The 19,169-nt window shown below is 53.5% G+C and carries 17 protein-coding genes and 1 tRNA gene; 13 read left to right on the top strand and 5 right to left on the bottom strand.

Annotation, left to right across the window (positions count from 1 at the left end):
- Positions 1–3 precede the first annotated feature (3 nt).
- The 8 genes from F5897_RS01890 to F5897_RS01855 all read left to right on the top strand — a co-directional run bounded on the left by F5897_RS01890 (position 4) and on the right by F5897_RS01855 (position 8,560).
- A complete protein-coding gene (locus tag F5897_RS01890; protein WP_183304276.1) occupies positions 4–1,401 on the top strand; it encodes an NAD(P)/FAD-dependent oxidoreductase in 1,398 nt (465 codons plus the stop codon).
- 1 nt (position 1,402) lies between these two features.
- Positions 1,403–1,759 carry a cupin domain-containing protein gene (locus tag F5897_RS01885; RefSeq protein WP_183304275.1) on the top strand — a complete coding sequence of 119 codons (357 nt, stop codon included), beginning with the start codon at positions 1,403–1,405 and terminating at the stop codon, positions 1,757–1,759.
- 48 nt (positions 1,760–1,807) lie between these two features.
- A complete protein-coding gene (locus F5897_RS01880; protein WP_183304274.1) occupies positions 1,808–2,386 on the top strand; it encodes a hypothetical protein in 579 nt (192 codons plus the stop codon).
- A 126-nt stretch (positions 2,387–2,512) separates the two neighbouring features.
- On the top strand, positions 2,513–3,265 hold the full coding sequence (locus tag F5897_RS01875; protein WP_183304273.1) for a hypothetical protein: 753 nt from the start codon (positions 2,513–2,515) through the stop codon (positions 3,263–3,265).
- Positions 3,266–3,472: 207 nt separating this feature from the next.
- Positions 3,473–4,912, top strand: a complete 1,440-nt coding sequence (locus F5897_RS01870; RefSeq protein WP_343048741.1) for an APC family permease — start codon at positions 3,473–3,475, stop codon at positions 4,910–4,912.
- 20 nt (positions 4,913–4,932) lie between these two features.
- Positions 4,933–6,240, top strand: coding sequence for a glutamine synthetase family protein (locus tag F5897_RS01865; RefSeq protein ID WP_124825210.1), 1,308 nt, complete (start codon positions 4,933–4,935; stop codon positions 6,238–6,240).
- Position 6,241: 1 nt separating this feature from the next.
- A complete protein-coding gene (locus tag F5897_RS01860; protein ID WP_343048740.1) occupies positions 6,242–7,381 on the top strand; it encodes an amidohydrolase family protein in 1,140 nt (379 codons plus the stop codon).
- A gap of 3 nt (positions 7,382–7,384) precedes the next feature.
- Positions 7,385–8,560, top strand: a complete 1,176-nt coding sequence (locus tag F5897_RS01855; protein ID WP_183304271.1) for an amidohydrolase — start codon at positions 7,385–7,387, stop codon at positions 8,558–8,560.
- Here F5897_RS01855 and F5897_RS01850 read toward each other — a convergent pair.
- Positions 8,557–9,390: a MurR/RpiR family transcriptional regulator gene (locus F5897_RS01850; protein ID WP_124825213.1), complete on the bottom strand. Its 834-nt coding sequence runs from the start codon at positions 9,388–9,390 to the stop codon at positions 8,557–8,559. The two genes, F5897_RS01855 and F5897_RS01850, sit on opposite strands and share 4 nt — an antisense overlap.
- 195 nt (positions 9,391–9,585) lie before the next feature.
- Positions 9,586–10,290 (bottom strand): TM2 domain-containing protein, encoded by a 705-nt coding sequence (locus F5897_RS01845; protein WP_183304270.1) that lies wholly within the window; start codon positions 10,288–10,290, stop codon positions 9,586–9,588.
- Between the two features lie 229 nt (positions 10,291–10,519).
- Between F5897_RS01845 and F5897_RS01840 the strand changes: the two genes are divergently transcribed.
- From F5897_RS01840 to F5897_RS01825, 4 genes are all read left to right on the top strand, one after another.
- Entirely contained in the window at positions 10,520–11,731 is a 1,212-nt protein-coding gene (locus tag F5897_RS01840) for an MFS transporter (protein WP_183304269.1), read from the top strand.
- An 18-nt stretch (positions 11,732–11,749) separates the two neighbouring features.
- A complete protein-coding gene (locus F5897_RS01835) occupies positions 11,750–13,210 on the top strand; it encodes an aldehyde dehydrogenase family protein (RefSeq protein WP_183304268.1) in 1,461 nt (486 codons plus the stop codon).
- Between the two features lie 196 nt (positions 13,211–13,406).
- Positions 13,407–13,898 carry an Lrp/AsnC family transcriptional regulator gene (locus F5897_RS01830; protein WP_124825216.1) on the top strand — a complete coding sequence of 164 codons (492 nt, stop codon included), beginning with the start codon at positions 13,407–13,409 and terminating at the stop codon, positions 13,896–13,898.
- Positions 13,899–14,059: 161 nt separating this feature from the next.
- Positions 14,060–15,496 carry an ATP-binding protein gene (locus F5897_RS01825; protein WP_183304267.1) on the top strand — a complete coding sequence of 479 codons (1,437 nt, stop codon included), beginning with the start codon at positions 14,060–14,062 and terminating at the stop codon, positions 15,494–15,496.
- 192 nt (positions 15,497–15,688) lie between these two features.
- Here the strand turns inward: F5897_RS01825 and F5897_RS01820 are convergent.
- The 3 genes from F5897_RS01820 to F5897_RS01810 form a co-directional block, all read right to left on the bottom strand.
- Positions 15,689–15,762 (bottom strand) — tRNA-Gly (locus F5897_RS01820).
- Between the two features lie 59 nt (positions 15,763–15,821).
- Complete coding sequence (locus F5897_RS01815; protein WP_221221247.1) at positions 15,822–16,433, bottom strand: response regulator transcription factor; 612 nt, start codon at positions 16,431–16,433, stop codon at positions 15,822–15,824.
- Positions 16,434–16,438: 5 nt separating this feature from the next.
- The gene (locus tag F5897_RS01810; protein WP_183304266.1) at positions 16,439–17,845 is read right to left on the bottom strand and encodes a sensor histidine kinase; all 1,407 of its coding nucleotides are present in this window, start codon (positions 17,843–17,845) and stop codon (positions 16,439–16,441) included.
- Between the two features lie 143 nt (positions 17,846–17,988).
- On the opposite strand from F5897_RS01810, the gene F5897_RS01805 reads away from it, so the two are divergent.
- Positions 17,989–19,077, top strand: coding sequence for an FtsX-like permease family protein (locus F5897_RS01805; protein WP_183304265.1), 1,089 nt, complete (start codon positions 17,989–17,991; stop codon positions 19,075–19,077).
- The last annotated feature ends 92 nt before the right edge of the window (positions 19,078–19,169 follow it).

The raw sequence follows: 19,169 nt of genomic DNA, 5'->3' as shown, positions 1-19,169 counted from the left end.
GAAATGTTAAACGGAAATGTTTCACACTGGTGGCAGCAGCTTGGCGGGGCACCCGGGGCTGATAGCGGCGTGGCCGGGTTACGCCCGGGGTTGCGCGGCGATATCACGGTTGATGTTGCGATTGTGGGAGCAGGCTACACCGGGTTGTGGACGGCCTACTACCTGAAACAGGCAAAACCTGAGCTGCGGGTGGCGGTTGTGGAGCAGCGGCACGCGGGTTACGGCGCTTCGGGCCGGAACGGCGGCTGGCTTACCAACACCATCACGGGCGGCCGCGAACAGTACCTGAAACAGCACGGCATCGACAGCGTGAATCGCTTCCAGCAGGAAATGAATAACACCGTGCTTGAGGTGATGCGGGTGTGCGAGGCCGAGGGCATCGACGCGGATATTGTGCAGGGCGGCGAATACAATGTTGCGCTAAACACGGCGCAGGAGCGGCGGCTCAGGCAGTTTGCGGCGGCAGAAGCGCGCTACAAGCACACTGATTTGCAGGTGTTGGAAGCGGCGGAGGCGCTGCGGCGAATTAACGTGCATGGCACCCGGGCCGCGGTGTGGCATCCGCACGCGGCGCGGATCCAACCCGCAAAATTGGCTGCCGGGCTCGCCGCCGCCTGTGAAAAACTCGGGGTGGAGATTTACGAGCAGACCCGGGTGGAGGAGATTTTGCCCGGCAAACTCGTAACCACTGCCGGCACGGTGCACGCAGATTTTGTGGTGCGCGCGACCGAGGGTTTCACGGCGGGGCTGAAGGGGCTGAAGCGACTGTGGCTGCCGATGAACTCTTCGCTGATCGCCACCGCACCGCTTGATGCCGCGATGTGGGAGGAGATTCGCTGGGAAGGTCGCGAGGTGCTGGGCGATTTCGCGCACGTTTACATGTATGCGCAGCGCACCGCCGACGACCGCATCGCGATTGGCGGCCGCGGGGTGCCTTACAAGTACGGTTCGCGCACCGACCTTGACGGGCAGACGCCGCAGGTGACGGTTGACACCCTGACCGAGATTTTGAACCGGTTCTTCCCGGTGACCCGCGGGGTAGAGATTGCCCACACCTGGTCTGGCGTGCTGGGCGTGCCTCGCGATTGGGCGGCTACTGTGGGGTTGGATCGCGCCACCGGAATGGCGTGGGGCGGCGGCTATGTGGGCACGGGTGTGACCAGCACCAACCTCGCCGGCCGCACCCTGTGCGACCTGATTTTGGAGCGCGACAGTGACCTGGTGAGTCTGCCGTGGGTGAACCACCGGGTGCGCAAGTGGGAGCCGGAGCCGCTGAGGTGGATCGCCACCAAGGGGCTGTATCAGGCTTACGGCATGGCTGACCGCGCGGAGACTGCGGGCCGTAAAACAACTTCACCGATCGCGAAAATCGCTGACGTGATTACCGGAAGGGGACACTAACATGAGCGAAACCATTGACACTGCTGGCTTGCAGCAGGTGCCGGGAGTGGATCTCGGCACCCCACAGCCGAAGCCGACCGCGACCACACCGGGTTTAACGGAGGCGACCCTGCCGGTGTGGAGCGGCGGCAAGATAGAGACCGGGGTGTGGGAGTGCGGCGTGGGCAGCTTCACTGCGGTGCGCGACGGCTACACCGAGATTTGCTACCTCATCAGCGGCGAGGTGACCATCACCGCTGAGGGAGCGGAACCGCGCACCTACCGTGGCGGCGACATTGTTGTGATGCCCAGCGGTTGGCGCGGCACCTGGGATGTGCACACCCCCGTGCGCAAACACTACACCGTAGTGGATGACTGAAGCACTTGAATGCTTAGAAGCTAAACCCGAAATCAGACGAGGTGGAAAATGGGCAATACAAAAAAAGACCTCACTAAATATGTTTTAGAGCAATGCGTTTGCCGTTATGTGTTTTTCACAATCACGATATTTCTTTTATTATTTGCTTTATTGTTAGTTGTCATTAGTTGCTTGCCTGAGCTAAAACTTCCAAGCATCATATTTCTAGCAAGTGGAGTTTTATATTGCGTAATTTTGTTGTTGTTTATAAAAGAAGATTTAACAAAAATCCCTTCTGCGGAGGACATTAAAAACAAGATGGATGAATTGCAAGTAAGCACGCAGTTTTTGGATAACACCTATCAGCAGGCGCACAAAGAAATAACTTTGATTTGGATGTTTTTACAAATAGTCGGTTCATCAATTGTTGTAACTGTGATTTTTATGTTTACTGGATCGTTAGAATTTATACTTGGACTTTTCGGAGAAGGCGCAATTGAAAAGGAGAAAATTAAACAAATAAACGTAGAAATAATTCTTCCTTATGCTGGCTTTGCGTTAGGTGCGGCAATTTGGGTTTGTGTCTTTGGGATTGCTTTTTCCGCAAAAAAATTTATTCTGACAAGAACTTTGGTTCAAGTAATGTGACGAGTGAACTGGATTTACTGTTTCCTGTTGTAAAGATACGCAGAAATATCTGTACAAATCATTAGATGTTTGTGTTTGTATTCGCAACTAAACCAGCAGTAAAGTTTTGTCTTAGCAGGAGTAGTTTTGGAAGAGTATTTGCCCTGGATTGACGCACTGTCTAATTTTCTCATATCTTTATTGATTGCTTTTTTTGGTTGGAAGTTTGAAAAAAATCAAAAGAATTTGGATAGGGAACAGGCAGTCAGAACTTCTTTTAACTCCTGGAGCAATGAGTTAAGAAAGAAATTAATCACAGAAAACGGAAGTTACGTTCATGCTGGGGAAGTCGAATTTTTAGATATCCCTTGGTTATTTATGATACGAGATATTCGAAGATCGCCCTATGTCAAACTTAAATCGCAGGTGGAATTAATTAATGCTGCTTCATGTGATTTGCACTTAGTTTCTAAGAATAAGGGTAAGTTTGATAAGTCATTTTCCCGCTTTTATAACGTGAATGAACGTCTTTCTGCTACCACATCGGATTTTCTCCTTGGTGCAGCACATTATTTATTCAAGGATGATTCGGACTTATATAAACTTGTTGGTAAAGATTTTTGGAGCCCAACTTCATTGGACCTTAGTGAAATTCATAACTCTAAAGCGTTTATCGATAGCTTGGGGATGGGAGTCTTTGGGGAACAAAAAATAAAAATTGCGACTTTAAGCGATTACAAAGAGATTTTAGAAGCAAAAATGCGGTGGATCGTTAAAAGCGATTCGAAAGAGGGAGCGCCGAAAAAGCAGATTTGGAAGTTATCTGCAGAAGCAAATTTATATGCAATATATGAAATTCATGCTCGAATGAGTTTGTCGCTTCATGAAATGTTTAAGTAGGGCAAACCTCGCACATACTCCAACTTTGGAGTAGGTTTTAACATCAGTGCTTGTGTGAACGGATTTCGAAGTTCAAGCACTCAATTGATCGGTAGCTTGACAAAACCAAATACTGAATTTAGTATTTATTTCAATAAAGCAGTTTTTTAACTGTTTTTTAGTAAAAATTACAAAACAGTGATGTTTGGGAGAGTCAAGGAGCGCACAGTGGCGTACACAGAAGACACAGCAGCCCCGGAAGTAGTATCCGTTAAGAGGAAGTTGCGAACCTGGGAGATTACAGCAATTTCTATTGGCTTTATGGGGCCGGTGATGGCGATGTCTCTTAATGGCATCGGTGTTGCCGGTATTGTAGGCAAAGCGGTGCCTTTCACATTCTCAATCGCTTTTTTGGGCACCATGCTTGTTGCATATAGTTTTATCCGGCTAACGGGTCTCATCACGCATGCAGGATCAGTATATGCTCTAGCCGGTAGCACGATTGGACCGCGGGCCGGATTTTTTGGTGGCTTCGCTCTGCTTGGAACATACATTTTTTTCGCAGCCTGCATCGTCGGTGCTTGCGCAGTTTTCTTTGAAGCTTTCTTAGGAGAAATCGGTCTTTCTCTGGATGGGAAGCTGTGGATGTTAATTCCATTGCTGATTCTGGTGCTTGGTCTAGCACTAAATCTGCGGGAGTCAAAAGTCACAGCCCGAACCTTGCTCATCATTGGTTTTATCGGTATTGTTGCAATGTTGGTATTGGCTGCGGTGATTTTTGTCACCGTCGGAACCGGTAAAGCGCCGGTTTCTACTGGAATTGATTTCACTGCTTTGAGTCCTGCAGGTAACAGCTTTAGTGTGATCCTGACAGCATCTGTTTTCGCGTTCCTCTCTTGGGCCGGGTTTGAGTCGGGCAGCTCTCTTGGGGAGGAAGCCGCAGAGCCCAAACGAGTTGTGCCGCGGTCACTGTTTTTGGCGGTGGCTCTTGGTGGGTTCATTTATGTGATTGTGATGTTTGCTCAAACTATTGGCTTCGGTACTGATGAAGCAGGAGTAGCAGCATTTAGCGCCTCGGAATCAACTCTCACGCAGTTATCGACCACTTACATCGGCAAATGGTTTGCGATTGGTATCTCAGCTATTGCGTTCTGTGTGGCGCTTGCAGCGTTCCTGAGCTCAACAGCTGCTGCTTCACGTCTGCTATTTGCGCTTTCGCGTGATGGTTTTGGGCCGAAGCGGCTAGCTGCTGTGAATCCTAAAACAGGTGTTCCCGCAAACGCAGTTTGGTTTGCAGTTGTTTTGGCTGTTGTGATGGCACTAGCTTTGGGTTTGTTCGGAGCCACGAGTGTCGATGTTTACTACTGGTATGCGACTATCGGCACGCTTTGCATGGTTATTGCGTACGGTATGACATCAGTAGGTGTTATTCGGTATGTGCTTAAACCGGGGTCAAAGATTGCTAAGTATGAATTGGTACTGCCATTGCTGGCGCTTGCTTATCTCGTCCTGGTATATATCAATCAGGTGATTGGACAGGAAGCGCCCTACACTTACTTCCCATACTTGGCAGGCGCTTGGTGTCTTGTCGGACTAGTCATTGCATTAGCGAAACCTGATCTCGCGAAAAAAATTGGCAGTGATATCACTGCACACGATCCACTATAAGAAATAAATAGGAGCTTGAAATGACTTTTGAAAATGTTGGAGAAGAGCTGCTATTTGTAGCTACAAGCGATATTGCCGCCAGAACCAAAGGCAGGTCAATGTTGCTCAGTGATTACAGCCCCCGTACTTCGCTAGGTTGGGTGCCAGCAAATCTGGGGATTGGTCCGCTGGGTCATATCGTAGAGAACATTCCTTACGGTTCAAGCGGAGATCTACGGCTGTTGCCTGACCACAATGCTGTAACTAGAATCCCGAGTATCGGAGAGAAACCACCGCTTAATATCGTTTTTGCGGATCTAATCGAACCAGATGGCACCCCGTGGGCGGCGTGTCCACGCACCTTCTTGAAAAAAGCAGTTGCCGAGCTTGCGGACACTTATGGGTTGAAGGCAAAAGTGACTTTTGAGCATGAATTTGTCGATATTTCAGATAACCGAGAACATCATCCCTTTTCGCTTGAAGAATTCCGGCGGGCGGAGCCAATGGGTACGCAACTGATGAATATCCTCAGTGCGGCAGGTTTGCAGCCAGAGACTTGGCTGCCCGAGTACGGGAGACACCAATTTGAGGTGACTTTGCAGCCAACCGACCCTGTAACTGCGGCAGATCGCGCTGTTTTGGTGCGGGAGATTGTTTATGACGTATTCGAACAAGCAGGAAAAGAAGCGAGTTTTGCGCCAACCGTTTCCCCCGGAAGTGCAGGCAACGGAGTGCATGTGCACTTTGGGCTGAGTGATTTAGAGGGCAATCAGATTTGTTTTGACTCTACTAAGCCCGGGAGGTTGAGTGATAAGGCTGCAAAGTTTGCTGCCGGAATCGTGAAATATGCTCCAGCGCTCACAGCTTTATTTGCACCTCTTGTCACGAGCTATGATCGTTTAGCACCGCACAACTGGTCTACTGCGCGGGCATTTTTAGGATTGCAAAACCGGGAAGCGCTTTTGAGAATCCCGCCAACCAATGAATTGGATGGTCGTGATCCAGCTCCACAACTGCATTTTGAATTCAGAGCAAGTGATATCGGCGTAAACCCTTGGATACTTGTTGGTATTATTCTGCGTGCGGGAATGCAAGGGTTGGCTGAAGATCTTCCGCCGCAACCAATTGTGATTGGTGAGCTAGATTTAGCAGGAGAACATATGGGCTTGTCTGAATTGCCACGTGACTTACAGTCAGCCTTGGAGTTGTTGTTGGCTAACGATGTTGTGAGCTCATGGTTCGCGCCTGAATTCTTAGCTACGTTTGAGGCAATTAAGCGAGATGAAATTGCTTTCTTGAAGGGACGCACTCCAAACGAATTATGTGAGGTATACAACAGTGTGTACTGACGTGAAATTGAATTTGGATGAGCTGGTGCTTTTTGATCATCACTGCCACGGAGTGGTAAATGAAGATTTGGACCGAGCCGGATTTGAAGAGCTAATCTCAGAATCTTCTGCACCGGCAGTAGCTGGGACTACTCGTTTTGATTCTCAAGTTGGCTTTGCTATACGACGCTTTTGTTCTGCACCTTTGGGAATATCAGATTTTTCAGAGCCAGACGAGTATCTACGCGTGAGACAAGAATTAGGGTCGAGCAAGGTTAATAGAATTCTCCTGGAAGCTAGCAAGATCAGCTATCTTGGGATTGAGACAGGACACCAACCGAAGTCTATTCTGTCACCGGAAGAGATGTCTGAAGCAGCTAGTGCTAAGGCTTATGAGATTGTTCGTCTCGAAAAAGTAGCGGAAACCGTAGCTTTTCAGCATTTAGAGGTAGGGGGAAACCCGTTTGAGTTATGGTCAAAAATCGTGGCTGAACTTGATAAAAGTCTTTGTCGAGCAATCGGGGTAAAAACTATTGCTGCTTATCGAGTTGGTCTTGACTTCCCTCATTCGCAACCGACCGACGATGAGGCGGTATTGGCCGTAGCAAATTGGTTTAAAACGCTTGAGCCTGGTCAGGTTCCGAGATTGGCGGATCCAGAGGTTATTAGGGCTTTAATTTGGTATGCCATTAAGAAAGAAACTGCAATCCAGTTTCACATCGGTTACGGTGATGATGACGTTGATTTGCATCGATGTAATCCATTGTTGCTGACCAATCTGATTCGAGCTGCAGCCGACTACGATGCTAGATTTATGCTGTTGCACTGTTACCCGTTTCATCGCGAAGCTGGATACTTGGCGGATGTTTTCCCTAGCGTTTATTTTGATGTGGGCCTCGCGATTAACTACACAGGTTCACGTAGTACCAGCGTAATAGCGGAGTCCCTGGAGCTTGCCCCGTTCGGGAAAATTCTATTTTCTTCGGATGCATTTGGGCTCCCGGAGCTTTATTACATTGGTGCCAAACTTTTCCGGGATGGTCTTGCGCGCGTTTTGCAGAGTTTTATAGACGAGCATCAATGGCCGCTGGCGGAAGCAGAGAGAGTCGCAAGCATGATTGGGTTCGAAAACGCGATTCGTGCTTATAAATTAGAGGGATAATTAGTGGAAAAGTTAAAACAAAAACTTTTTGTAGCGCTCGAAGCTGAACTGTCGGCTGCTAGTGAATTGCGATGGAAAGTGCATCAAGACCCTCGGATATCTGGCGAAGAAAGCGATACACTAGCGGCGTTTGAGGAGCATATCGGTTTTCAAGTGACGCCTACTGCGGAAACTGGCGGGTTTTGCAGACTTGGCCCAGATTATGGGCCAGCTATTGCGATTCGAGGAGAATTAGACGCCTTACCGATTGTAGAAGAGACAGGAGTTGCTAAAGCATCGAAGAATGGCGCAATGCATGCTTGCGGACACGACATACATTTGGCTGCTTTAGCAGCTGTAGTGCGGGCTGCGCGACAAGTCGAGCTGCCGGTCGCGTTGATCCCGGTATTGCAACCGCGTGAGGAGACATACCCTTCCGGGGCGTTAGATATTAAAAACAGTGGATTATTAGAAAAAGAAAAGGTAGCTTACGCTATTGGAGCTCATGTGCATCCAGGAATTCCAAAAGGTGAGGTAGCTTTAGGTTCTGGAGTTGTTAATGCGGCTGCTGGGGAACTGCATATCGAGATTGTCGGATCCGGTGGTCACGGTGCATATCCACATCAAGCTCAAGACGTGGTTGCTACGATAGCAGCGATTGCCACGGGCATACATGAGATAGTTCGCCGCAACGTTAATCCTATGCACCCGGCGTTAGTCAGCGTGGGGCAAATGATAGCTGACAGCGGTGCTCCAAATGTGCTGCCCGCTACGGGGAAAATCGCTGCGACTATACGGACAACCGGATCGGAAGACGCAAGTTATGTGGTCGCTGCTCTGGATAAGTACTGTAGCAGTGTCGCAACTGCTTATGGTGTATCAGCGAATCTAACCTATGTGGAGGGGGAGCCAGTGCTTGACAACGACCCGACACTCTGTGAGGAGATGAAGCAAGAGCTTAAACCGTGCGGGATATCTATCGGGGAGCCAATGCGGTCTCTAGGCGCAGATGATTTTTCCTTCTTCAGTTCAGTTGTGCCTTCGGTAATGGCTTTTGTCGGGGTAGAGAACCAGGTTTCAGCAGAAGGGGTTTCGTTGCATGACCCAAGGTTTTTGCCCGATGAGGATGCTGTGCGCAGGGTTGCACTCACAATGATGGCGGGATACCTTGCTGGTGTAAAGCTGCTGCAGATAGACTAATTTTGTTCTATCTGAAGTCGTATAGCGTCTAGTTTTTCAAGACGAGCTGTACCTTCTTTGTCTAAATGCTCTGAGACTTGATTGCATAGCAACTCGGTGACAGCTAGAAGAGCGACAGAACTGTCATTCGTATTTCCTGTTACGACTTCCGCGGGAATAACCGCGTCAGAAAAACCGGTGATTGGGGAGAGCCACTTGTCTGTAAAAAGCAGGAGTTTTAACCCTTGATTTTTTGCGGCTTGTGCAATTTGCAGGGTGTGTTTACTGTATCTACGAACGTCATAGACGCAGAGAACGTCTCCTTTTTTAGCATCGCACAGTGCGGCTGCTGCCAAAACGGATTTAACCGGTAGCTCACTGACATGAGGCCTTAATTGGGTAAGTTGTAATACGAGATGTGCAGCAGCAATTTCTGAGTAGTCGCCACCCACCGCAAAAATTCTACGCTTTGCGTCACTTAAGTACTGGACGGCCTGATTTAAATCTTTTAACGGAATAGTGTTTAGTGAGGATGCGACTGCTGAAACGAGAGTTTGAGTCTGCGAGTTTTCCTTTTGGTGGGTGACTTGTTGCAGAGTGGAGGTTTCCCGTTCGCTGAGTTCAACTCTAAGCGCATCCTGAAAATCTTTAAAACTATTGAACCCAAGATCTTTCGTGAAGCGAATAACTGTAGGGCCGCTAACTCCCGATACCTCTGCCAATTCTGCGACAGTAGAAAGCCCCGCGGCAGGGTAATTAGCAAGCAGAGCTCGCACAATTTTTTGTGCGGAACGTGTAAGTTTTAGTTCGCCTGAAACTAGTTTCAACGCGATGTTCGAGGATTCGCTCACCTTATCTATTATGCCGTTTAAGTATTAAAATCTGTTCTACTAGGGAAAACTACAGTGCTGGTTGATGCTTGATTTGAGCTCCATATCACCAAGATAGGGTTGGTGAGTTAATAATATTAGGGCACCCCTCCTCGCACGGAAGGGGCGCCCTAGTTGTTGGCCGTGGATGCCGCTGCTGCGCAGCGGAGCTTGAGGCTAGTCTTGCAGTTCGATGCCTGCTGCGTCGCGGTGCCAGTTGTCACCCGGCTTTGAGACCAGGATGAGAATGCCCTCAATCAAGCCCCAGATTGCTGACACGAATGACAGCATGCCGATGCTCAGCACGGTAATCAACAACTGAGCTACTGCCTTGCCAGTGAAGCCGAGATAGAAGTTATGCACACCGAAGGTGCCGAGCAAAATACCCAGGATGCCGGCGACAATCTTAGACTTGGCGTTGCTCGCAGCGGGGGCAGTTTGCGCGTAGCCCTGAGCAGCTTGCGCGTAGCCCTGGCCAGGCTGCGCGTAACCCTGTGCCGGCTGCTGATACTGTGGCGCGGCCTGCTGATACTGTGGCGCGGCCTGCTGATACTGTGGCGCGGCCTGCTGATAGCCCGGTGCGCTCGGTGTTGTCTGCGGCTGTTGGTAGTTCGCCCCTGCCGGAGGTGCCGCGTACTGTGGCGCAGCAGGTGCTGCAGGAGGGGTTGGCGCAGCAGCAGGAGTCACTGGCTCCTCAGCTGGCGCAGCGGCGGCTGCCGCGGTTGTTGCAGGTTGAGCCGCTGCCGTGGTCCCGGTGGAAGCTGCTGCTGCGGTTTCCGGTGCCGCGGTTGCTGCAGAGGTAGCGACCTCCGGGGCTGTTGCCGCCGCTTTCTGTTTAGCCGCCTCAGCAGCGTCAGGGGCGTGGTTTTCGTTGACAGACATAAGAACTCCTAAAAAACTTATTACCCAGATTCTATCCCGTGAGTCTGGGTAGCGTAAAGGGCTCGGCGGCGCTGCGAAACTGTTGTCACAGCCCGCCTAAAATTAAGAAATCCACAAAATTTAATAAAAATGATTGACATATAAGCAACCATAGGAGTATCTTCTTAGGTAATTCAGCAAAGATTGCTGGATGGTGCTAAGCATCTTAGTGCAACCGAAGGATTCGACGATGAAAACAGTAAAACCCGCAACCAAATGGGTAATGCTCGCGATTTCCTACGTCATTCTGGTGACCTGCTTCGTGCCATACATCAGCTGGGGCTTGCACCTGACGGAGATCCAACAAGAAATCGGCCTGTCTGACTCACAAGCAGGCTTGCTCAACTCCATAACCGCGCTGTTTGGCGGGGTTATCCTCCCGTTCGCAGGCATGATTGGTGACCGCATCGGCATCAAGAAAATCATCCTGCTGGGAGTCGCAGCCGCGGCACTCGGGCAGTTAGTGTTCGCACTGGCACCCAACTTCGCGCTGCTGCTCACCGGGCGCGCCATCACCGGCATCGGTGTCGGGCTGCTGTTTGTTGGCCCCTACACGATGGCGGTTAATTGGTTCGAGCGTGAGCGCAAAAACGGTGTCGCTCTCGGCATCATGTTCACCAGCGACGGAGTCGGCACCGCTTTCGCGTTCTATATCTTCGCGCTGCTGCTGCTGGCGCTCGGGTGGCGACAGGGCGCACTCGCTGGCGCCGGCCTGATGGCGGTGGTCTTCATTTTCGCGCTGCTGCTGCAAGACGCGCCCAAATATGACGCGGGCGCTACAACAGAGCAGCTGTCTCTGCCGCAAATCTTTTCGAGCCGCAACGTGATTGTTGCGGCTTTGTTCTTTATCGGGGAGTGGGGCATCTTTGCGATGGTCGCCACCTGGATGCCGACAATTCTCACTGAAAATGCCGGCTGGGATGCCGAACTCGCCGGCCTCTTCTCCTCCCTCTACGTGCTCATCGGCATGATTACTGCAATCGGCTTCGGGCTGTTCTCAGACCGGCTCGGCGCCCGCAAAATGCTTATCGTCGCCGCCGGAGCTGGCATGACGCTGTTTATGCTGCTGCTCACCCTCGCGGTGCAGGCAGAAAACTACAGTCTCGCAGTAATCGCTTTGCCGCTCGTCGGCCTCGCCGTCTACACCGGAATGCCGCTCGCGCTGGCTCTCGCAGCTGAATCAGTGCCGCAGGGGCAAGCCGGCGGAGCGACCGGGGTGATCCTCGGTATCGGCTTCGTCGTGGGCGGTGTCGTGTACCCATACGTAATGGGCCTCATCAAAGAAACCACCGGAGAATTCACCATTGGTTTCTTCGCCATAGTCGCGGCAACGTTCGTGCTGAACTTCATCGCCGCTATCTTCGCTAAAAACACCAGGTTGCCGCAATCGCAGGCAAGCTAAACATCGAAGGAGATAACAATGCACACCACAATTCCTACCCCGGTAGAAAAACTGTTTATTAACGGGGAATACACCCTCGGTAAAACAACAGACCGTTACGATGTCATCAGCCCCGCAACCGGCGAACAAATCGCGGCGCTGCCGGTGCCAACCGCGGCGGATCTTGACGCTGCCATCACCGCAGCCCGCGCCGCGCAACGGGAATGGCGCAAACTCAGCGTCGCAGACCGCGCCAAAATCTGTCACCGCGTCGGCGATAAAATCGCAGAGCACGTCGCTGAGCTGGCGGCGCTGCAAACCCTCGAACAGGGCAAACCCCTCGCCGAATCAATCGCCGACATTAGCGAAGCGGCAGAGCTGTTTCACCTGCACGCGGAAGACGCGCTCAGGCTGTTTGGGGAAACCATCCCGTCGACTGATCCACAAAAAGTAATGTACACCTGGCATCAGGCGGTCGGCACCTGGGCGATTATTACGCCGTGGAACTTCCCGTTCCTGATGTTCGCCGAGTTTGCCGCGCCGGGACTCGCAACCGGCAACGCCCTCGTCGTGAAACCGCCGACGCACACCTCCCTCACCGTGCTTAAAGCCATGGAGCTGCTCGTGGAAGCGGGTGTGCCGGCAGGGCTCGTAAACATTCTGCCGGGCGAGGGCGATTTCGGTGCGAAGCTCGTTGCACACCCCGGCATTGACGCGATCGGGTTTATCGGATCCTCCGCAACCGGCGCGAAAATCCAGGCGCTCGCGGGGTTGAAACGTTCCGTGATGGAGTGCTCCGGCAACGGCCCGGTCGTGGTGCTCGAAGACGCCAACATGCAGCGCGCCGCCAAAGCCGCGGTAGACTCCGCTTTCTACTGCGGCGGCCAGGTGTGCTGCGCCACCGAGCGAGTCATCGTGCACAAAGACGCCCAAGATGCCTTCTTGGAGGCGGCAATCGCATACGCCACAGACACCGTCAAACTCGGTGACCCCTTCGGTGAGGGAGTGAACCTTGGTTGTCTCAACAACGAAGCGGTTGCGGCGAAGATGGATCGGCACCTCGCCGAGGCGCGCGACCGCGGCTTTGACATTGTGATGGGCGGGGGCCGCGCCGACGGTTTCGCAACCAACCTCTTCTACGAGTTCACAATCGTCAACAATGTCGCCGAAGACTCCCTGCTGTCACGGGAAGAATCATTCGGGCCAGTGCTGCCGATTATCGTCGCAGAAAACGACGATGACGCATTGCGGATCGCCAACGCCGACGCGCTCGGTCTGCAATCGGCGGTGTTCACCAACGACATCAACCGCGGCTTCCGCTTCCTGCAGGAGCTGGAAACCGGACAGGTGCTGCTAAATGAATCCAACGGCTGGTGGGATATCAACATGCCGTTCGGCGGTGCCGGTGGTAAAGGCACCGGCTGGGGGCGCATCGGCGGCATTCACACGCTGCGAGATATGACAGACCTGCGCACCTCCATCATCCATATTGGAGACTAGCAGCTAACGAGGCCGCCGCTGCGGCACAAGGCTACAGTGTTTGAGTGGGGCAACGCAGTAGCGCCGCAGCGGCTCAGCATAAAAAGTGTGGCAGGGAGGGGTCATCCCCCTGCTACGCTTTTTATGTACGAACCCAAACCGGGTCGGCTGATCCACACAATAATTACCCTGATTTACAACCCCGAAGCGTAAAACGATGAACACCCAGAACTATAAAACCGAGCCGCTCGCGTTAGACGAAATCGACCGTAAAATCATTGCGGCGCTGCAAAAAGACGGCCGTAAGCCGTTTAGCGTGCTCGCGGAAGAGCTGGGGGTGCCGGCATCGTCGGTGCGGTACCGGCTGCAGCGGATGCAAGACACCGGGCAGTTTCAGATTGTGGGCATCGCCAACCCGCTCAACATCGGGTTTGAGCGGCTCGCCATGCTCGGCATTAAGTGCGAAGCTGGCAAAGCCCCCGAAATCTGCGAAGAAATCAGCAAGTTTGCGGAAACCAGCTACGTGGTGCTCGCCAGCGGCACCTTCGACGCGATGGTTGAGGTGGTGTGCCGCGACATCGAGCACTTCACCGACTTCCTGTTTAACCGGCTGCAAAAAGTGCCGGGAGTTGTCGGCACCGAAACCTTCTTCGTGCTCAAAGCATACAAGCTCTCCTACGGCTGGGGAGTTGCGGATCAGCACGACTAAGCCAAAACAGCGGAAAATCAAGGTCTGCAGCCGAACTCCTCCAGGTAGTGACTACTAGTAGTGAGTAGGTAGTGACTATATGGGGGAGTTGCGGTATAGTTGTGTATACGGCATCGTGTTAGTCACCTTGAGTGATTGGTGAGGGCGTAAAGGAGAGTGCGATGCGGGCACAGGAAATCCAAGAACTGGTTGCACACCTGCGGTTGATTGGTAAAGATACCTCAAAAATCGAGGTTAAAAGCGGGGTTGGTAAGAGTATTCTAGAGACCCTGAGCGCTTTCTCAAATACCACTGGTGGGTTGATAATAGTGGGACTGAGCGAACATGACGGGTTTCAACCGGTAGCTGGGTTCGAGGCTGCAAAGGCAGAAAATCAGCTGCAAACAATGGCTCAGAAGTTGCATCCACCAGTGCACGCGGTGATTGAGAGGGCGGTGTTAGACGATGCCACAATAGTGGTGGCAGAAATCCCTGAAATGCCGCAGTACGATAAGCCTTGCTATGTGAGAGACAGGGGGATGTATGCTGGCAGTTATAGGCGCAGCAATGATGGCGATCAGCGCCTAACAGAGTATGAAGTAAACCGCTTAAAAGAGGAAAAGACACAGCCGAAATGGGATGAAGAGCCTGTTTTAGCGGCCGACATTGAAAAACTCGATGCGGCGGTTTTAACAATGTTTATGCGGCGGGAGCGTCGTGATCGCCCAAACACTTTTAAAAACGGTGACACGGTTGCGCTGCAGCGGTTGGGAGTTTTGCGGGAGGGGGCACCAACACTTGCAGCGCTGCTCGCGATGGGAGAGTATCCGCAAGAATTTTTCCGGCGCTTAACCGTGACCTTTGCGCTTTACCCGGGCACAGATCGCGGTGAAGTGCTTGCCGGGGAGAGGCTTTTAGACAGCAAAACCCTCGCCGGGTCAATTCCTGAACTGGTGGAGCAGACACTGGCGCTGGTGAAGCAAAATATGCGAGTTGCGGCGTATATGGAGAATGCACAGCGTAAAAATATTCCTGACTATCCGATGGAAGCAGTGCGTGAAGCGATAGTAAACGCCCTGATGCACCGTGACTATTCACCACAGGCGCGAGGGTCGCAGGTGCAGGTGGATATGTTTGTAGATCGCCTGGAAATTCAAAACCCGGGCGGCCTTTACGGCGCAGTTACGGTTGATCGGTTAGGCAACGAATCGGTTAGCTCAACCAGAAATCAAACGCTTTCCTACCTGCTTGAAAATATTAAAGACGCTGACAATCGCTTAGTTGCGGAGAACCGCGGCTCCGGCATAGCGGTGATTAACAGAGCATTGCAGGATTCACTCATGCCGCCCGCGAAAATTGAAAGCAATATTAGCTTTTTCAGAATCACTTTCTATAAACGGCGGGTGGCGCTAACCGAGCGGCGGGCAACCGCAAAAGACTATATTTTGCGACAGCTGGAAGAGCGTGCAAGTGTCAGTGTTGGTGAACTGCTGGCAGGTGGACAATATAGCCGCGGCGGCCTCCAAAAAGCACTCAGTGAGTTAGTGGCGGCAAAGGTGATTGAAAAAACCGAACCCAGCCGCAGCCCAAAACAGCGGTATCGCATGAAAACTAACTAGGCTACGGTGTTTGCGGTGCCGCTAAAGGCGCTTTGGCGCCGACCTGTTTTGCTGTGCCGTACTGAACACTTCGTAAAAGATGCAAAACCCAGGAAAATCAAGGTCTGCAACTGAACTCCTCCAGGTAGTGACTACTAGTAGTGAGTAGGTAGTGACTATATGGGGGGAGTTCACCTTATCACAACCAGTAAATGGAGCCGATGACGAGAATCGAACTCGCACTCTCAGCTTGGGAAGCTGATGTTCTACCACTAAACTACATCGGCGGGCTACCGTCACCGCTTCGCGCCGCAGCGCAACTGTGACCAGTAACTTAACCAGTGTATCAGGTAATTAAACCCAAGTCACGCGCCTTCACCAGCGCCGCGGTGCGGCTCGTCACTCCGAGCTTCGCGTAGATCCGCGCCAAATGCGTTTTTACCGTGGTCGCCCCGATAAACAACTGCGCGCTAATCTCCTTATTGCTCGCCCCACTCGCCAGCGCCCGCAAAACCTCCAGCTCCCGCTGCGTTAGCTCCGGTTGCGGATCACGCATCCGATTCACCAGCTTCTCCGCCACCAGCGGCGCAATCACCGAGCTCCCGCTCGCCGCTGCCCGGGCCGCGCGCAATAACTCCGCAGGCGCCGCGTCTTTCAGCAGATACCCCTGCGCGCCCGCGGCAATCGCCTCCACAATATCTGTGTCGTCGGCGTAGTTGGTGAGCACCAAAATCGCCGGTGGCTGCGGCAGGCTGTGTAGCTGGCAGATCGCCTCAACCCCGCTTAACCCCTCCGGGAAGCGCAGATCCATCGTCACGAGATCCGGCTGCAGCTCCGCCACGAGCGGGAGTGCGGCGGCGGCGCGATCCGCCTCGCCCACAACCTCGAAACCCGGATCCTGCGCGAACACCGCCTGCAGGCCGCTGCGCACAATCGGATGGTCGTCAACAATAATCATGCGAATCACAGTGAACCTCCAGTCTGCTCTGCCGCAAGTGGCAGCGTCACCGAAATCAAGCAGCCGGCACCCGGCTCCGTAATCACCGCCAGATTGCCGCCGAGCAACTGCACCCGGTCAGCCAAAAGCTTCAACCCCCAGCCGCCGTCAGGCTGCACCGCCGCGGTCAGCTGCTGATCGTAATCAAAGCCCACGCCATCGTCGTCAATCTCAAGGTGCACCTCGCCGTCACCCGCGGTAAGCCGCACCTCGCAGTGCTGCGCCGCCGCGTGCTGCACCACGTTTTCGAGCGACGCCTGGCAGATGCGTAGCAGTGTGGTGTCGTACGACATGGGCAGGGAGTGGCCGGTGAGGTCGCAGCGCAGTGTGAAAACTGTGGGTGTCGCCGCTGTCAGGGTACCGGTCGCCGCTGCCAGGGCGCCATCGGGCGCACTCGCGGCGCTGAGCGCAGTCGCGGTGGCCTGCGCGGCGCGGGCGGCGCTGTGCTGGGCGGCGCGATCCACCACCTGCTGCAATGCCGCGGGCAAAGAGTTACCGCTTAAATCAGCCGGAGCCTTCAGCTCGGAGATAAAGCTGCGGGTTTCGGCGAGGGAGTGTGCGGCGGCGGCGCGGGCGAGCTCGATGTTTTTGGCGGCGTGCTGCGGATTGCTCGCCGCCAGCTGCAGAAACAGTTGAATACTCGATAGCGACTGCGCCACGGTGTCGTGCAGCTCCGCCGCGATGCGACTGCGCTCGGCCAAAACCCCGGCACGATGCTCCGAATCGGCGAGCTGCTGGCGGGCCGCGGTGAGCTCCGCCAGCGCCCGAGATTTAGCGTCACCCGCGGTCAGCAGGCTGCGCAGCAAAACCGACAGCAGTGTGATAACCGCGAAGGCGATAAGTGGCCCGAGCAGGGTAAACGGCGACCAGCTGTGGTGCATCAGCTCCCCGCCAATGGTGCCGACGGTCAGCACCGCGGCCGCGATGAAACCCGGCACGGGCGGCAACAGCCAGTAGCTTTTCAGCACCAGCAGAAACAGTAGATAGCTGGCGTAGGGGCTGTCGGCAATCACCATGGCCCATAGCGAACTGAAGATTACGAGGTACACCACAACCCGCCAGTTGGTGCGGGTCGCGGGGCGCAGCAGCGAAACTCCGTTGCGCGTCAGCCAATAGCTGCCCAACAGGAGTTGCAGCGCGCTTAACAGTGAAAAGGTCAGGATTCTCAGGCGCTGTGGATCCGCCTCCACAAACGCTAGTACACTCGGCAGTGACAGCAGCGCCACCGCACACGCGAGCATCGCAATCTCCCGCAGCCGGGTCGCGGTGGCTGTTGTGCTCCCGGTAGCAGCGGTCGCTGCAGACGTGTTGCCTGCGATACCAGTGGCGGTTGCAGCTGCCGGAGCTGCTGTGCCGAGGAATCTGTGAGACATATTCTCAGCCTAGCTGGCTTGTAGTTGCAGTTGCCACCGTAAACAGTGCAAAAATCCTCCGTGAACCTGGAAATCACCCAAAAGTATGACGTTTTGCGCAATTTTGCGGGTATCCCGCAGCAAGCGCCCGGAAGAATTAGAGCATGTATTTAGCGCTGCGGGAATTTAAGTTTGCCAAGGGACGTTTTTCTCTGATCGTGGTTGTTGTTGCCCTGATGACCCTCCTGGTTGGGTTCTTGACCGGTATTGCCGGAGGGCTTGCAGGTCAGAACATTTCTGCATTGCTGCGCACCGGGGCCGACCAGGTTGTTTTTGCTGCTGCGACAGAGGAGCGGAAAATGTCGTACGCAGAATCAGTAATTTCTGCAGACGCAGCGAAGCAATGGGAGGAGATTGATGGCGTTCGGGCAACTCCGTTAAGCATTGTAAACGGTGCGATTGAGGCGGGCAACGCAAAGAAAGCCATCGCGCTGTTTGCGGGGGTGGATCCTGACGGCGCCGCGGTGTCTAAGGGCAGCGACATTGTGCTCGGCACTGAAACCGCCGCAGCGCTGGGGGTTGTCGTCGGTGACAGCGTGACCTTGGCTGGTGCAGAACTGCGGGTAGCCGAGGTGACCACTGATGAATTTTATTCCCATTTGCCGGTAGCCTGGGCTTCTCTAGAAACCGCTCAAGAGTTTTCACAGAGCACCCGCCAGGAAATTCCTTATGCAACCGTGATGCTGCTGCATCAAGAAAGTGACGCAGCTAATTCTGCGGTTGCGGTTGCTGACGTTGCTGCAGCGACTGAGACGCAAGCAGAGCCGATACTTTTATCACTGCTAACCCTTGATGCTTTTAAGGCACAGCTGGGGTCTTTGGGTATGATGATCGGCATGCTGATTGCGATTGCCGCTTTGGTGATCGGGGTTTTCTTCCTGGTGTGGTCAATGCAGCGGCAGCGGGACATTGCGGTTCTGAAAGCACTGGGAGCCAAAACCTCGTGGCTGGTGCGTGACAGTATCGGGCAGGCGTTGCTGGTGCTGGTGCTCGGCGTGCTGGTGGGCGCCGCAGCCAACTTCGCGCTGGGAGCCGCGGTTAGCAGCAGCAACATTCCTTTTGTGTCCGGCGTGCTGCCGGTGCTGATCCCCGGGATTTTAATGATTATTGCGGGTCTTTTGGGGGCGCTGGTGTCGCTTAGGCAGATTGTGAAAGCTGACCCGAATGCTGCTTTGCAGGCATCCGGCGGCTGAACGCAGATTGACGTGATCCACCACCAGATATCCTCCAAAAGGATGACCTTAAACCGGCCTTTTTGCGGTTTTCGGCAGCTTCGCACGCGAGC

Origin of the sequence: Canibacter oris (assembly GCF_014197205.1) — a bacterium.
Taxonomy (GTDB): Bacteria; Actinomycetota; Actinomycetes; order Actinomycetales; family Microbacteriaceae; genus Canibacter; species Canibacter oris.
This window is presented reverse-complemented; position numbering and strand designations above follow the sequence as displayed.

Excerpts from the sequence above, each read along its gene's own strand:
- F5897_RS01810 (WP_183304266.1), bottom strand. The coding sequence starts at position 17,845 with ATGTCTCACAGATTCCTCGGCACAGCAGCTCCGGCAGCTGCAACCGCC.
- F5897_RS01890 (WP_183304276.1), top strand. The coding sequence starts at position 4 with ATGTTAAACGGAAATGTTTCACACTGGTGGCAGCAGCTTGGCGGGGCA.
- F5897_RS01825 (WP_183304267.1), top strand. The coding sequence starts at position 14,060 with ATGCGGGCACAGGAAATCCAAGAACTGGTTGCACACCTGCGGTTGATT.
- F5897_RS01815 (WP_221221247.1), bottom strand. The coding sequence starts at position 16,433 with ATGATTATTGTTGACGACCATCCGATTGTGCGCAGCGGCCTGCAGGCG.
- F5897_RS01805 (WP_183304265.1), top strand. The coding sequence starts at position 17,989 with ATGTATTTAGCGCTGCGGGAATTTAAGTTTGCCAAGGGACGTTTTTCT.
- F5897_RS01830 (WP_124825216.1), top strand. The coding sequence starts at position 13,407 with ATGAACACCCAGAACTATAAAACCGAGCCGCTCGCGTTAGACGAAATC.
- F5897_RS01880 (WP_183304274.1), top strand. The coding sequence starts at position 1,808 with ATGGGCAATACAAAAAAAGACCTCACTAAATATGTTTTAGAGCAATGC.
- F5897_RS01835 (WP_183304268.1), top strand. The coding sequence starts at position 11,750 with ATGCACACCACAATTCCTACCCCGGTAGAAAAACTGTTTATTAACGGG.
- F5897_RS01885 (WP_183304275.1), top strand. The coding sequence starts at position 1,403 with ATGAGCGAAACCATTGACACTGCTGGCTTGCAGCAGGTGCCGGGAGTG.
- F5897_RS01840 (WP_183304269.1), top strand. The coding sequence starts at position 10,520 with ATGAAAACAGTAAAACCCGCAACCAAATGGGTAATGCTCGCGATTTCC.
- F5897_RS01865 (WP_124825210.1), top strand. The coding sequence starts at position 4,933 with ATGACTTTTGAAAATGTTGGAGAAGAGCTGCTATTTGTAGCTACAAGC.
- F5897_RS01845 (WP_183304270.1), bottom strand. The coding sequence starts at position 10,290 with ATGTCTGTCAACGAAAACCACGCCCCTGACGCTGCTGAGGCGGCTAAA.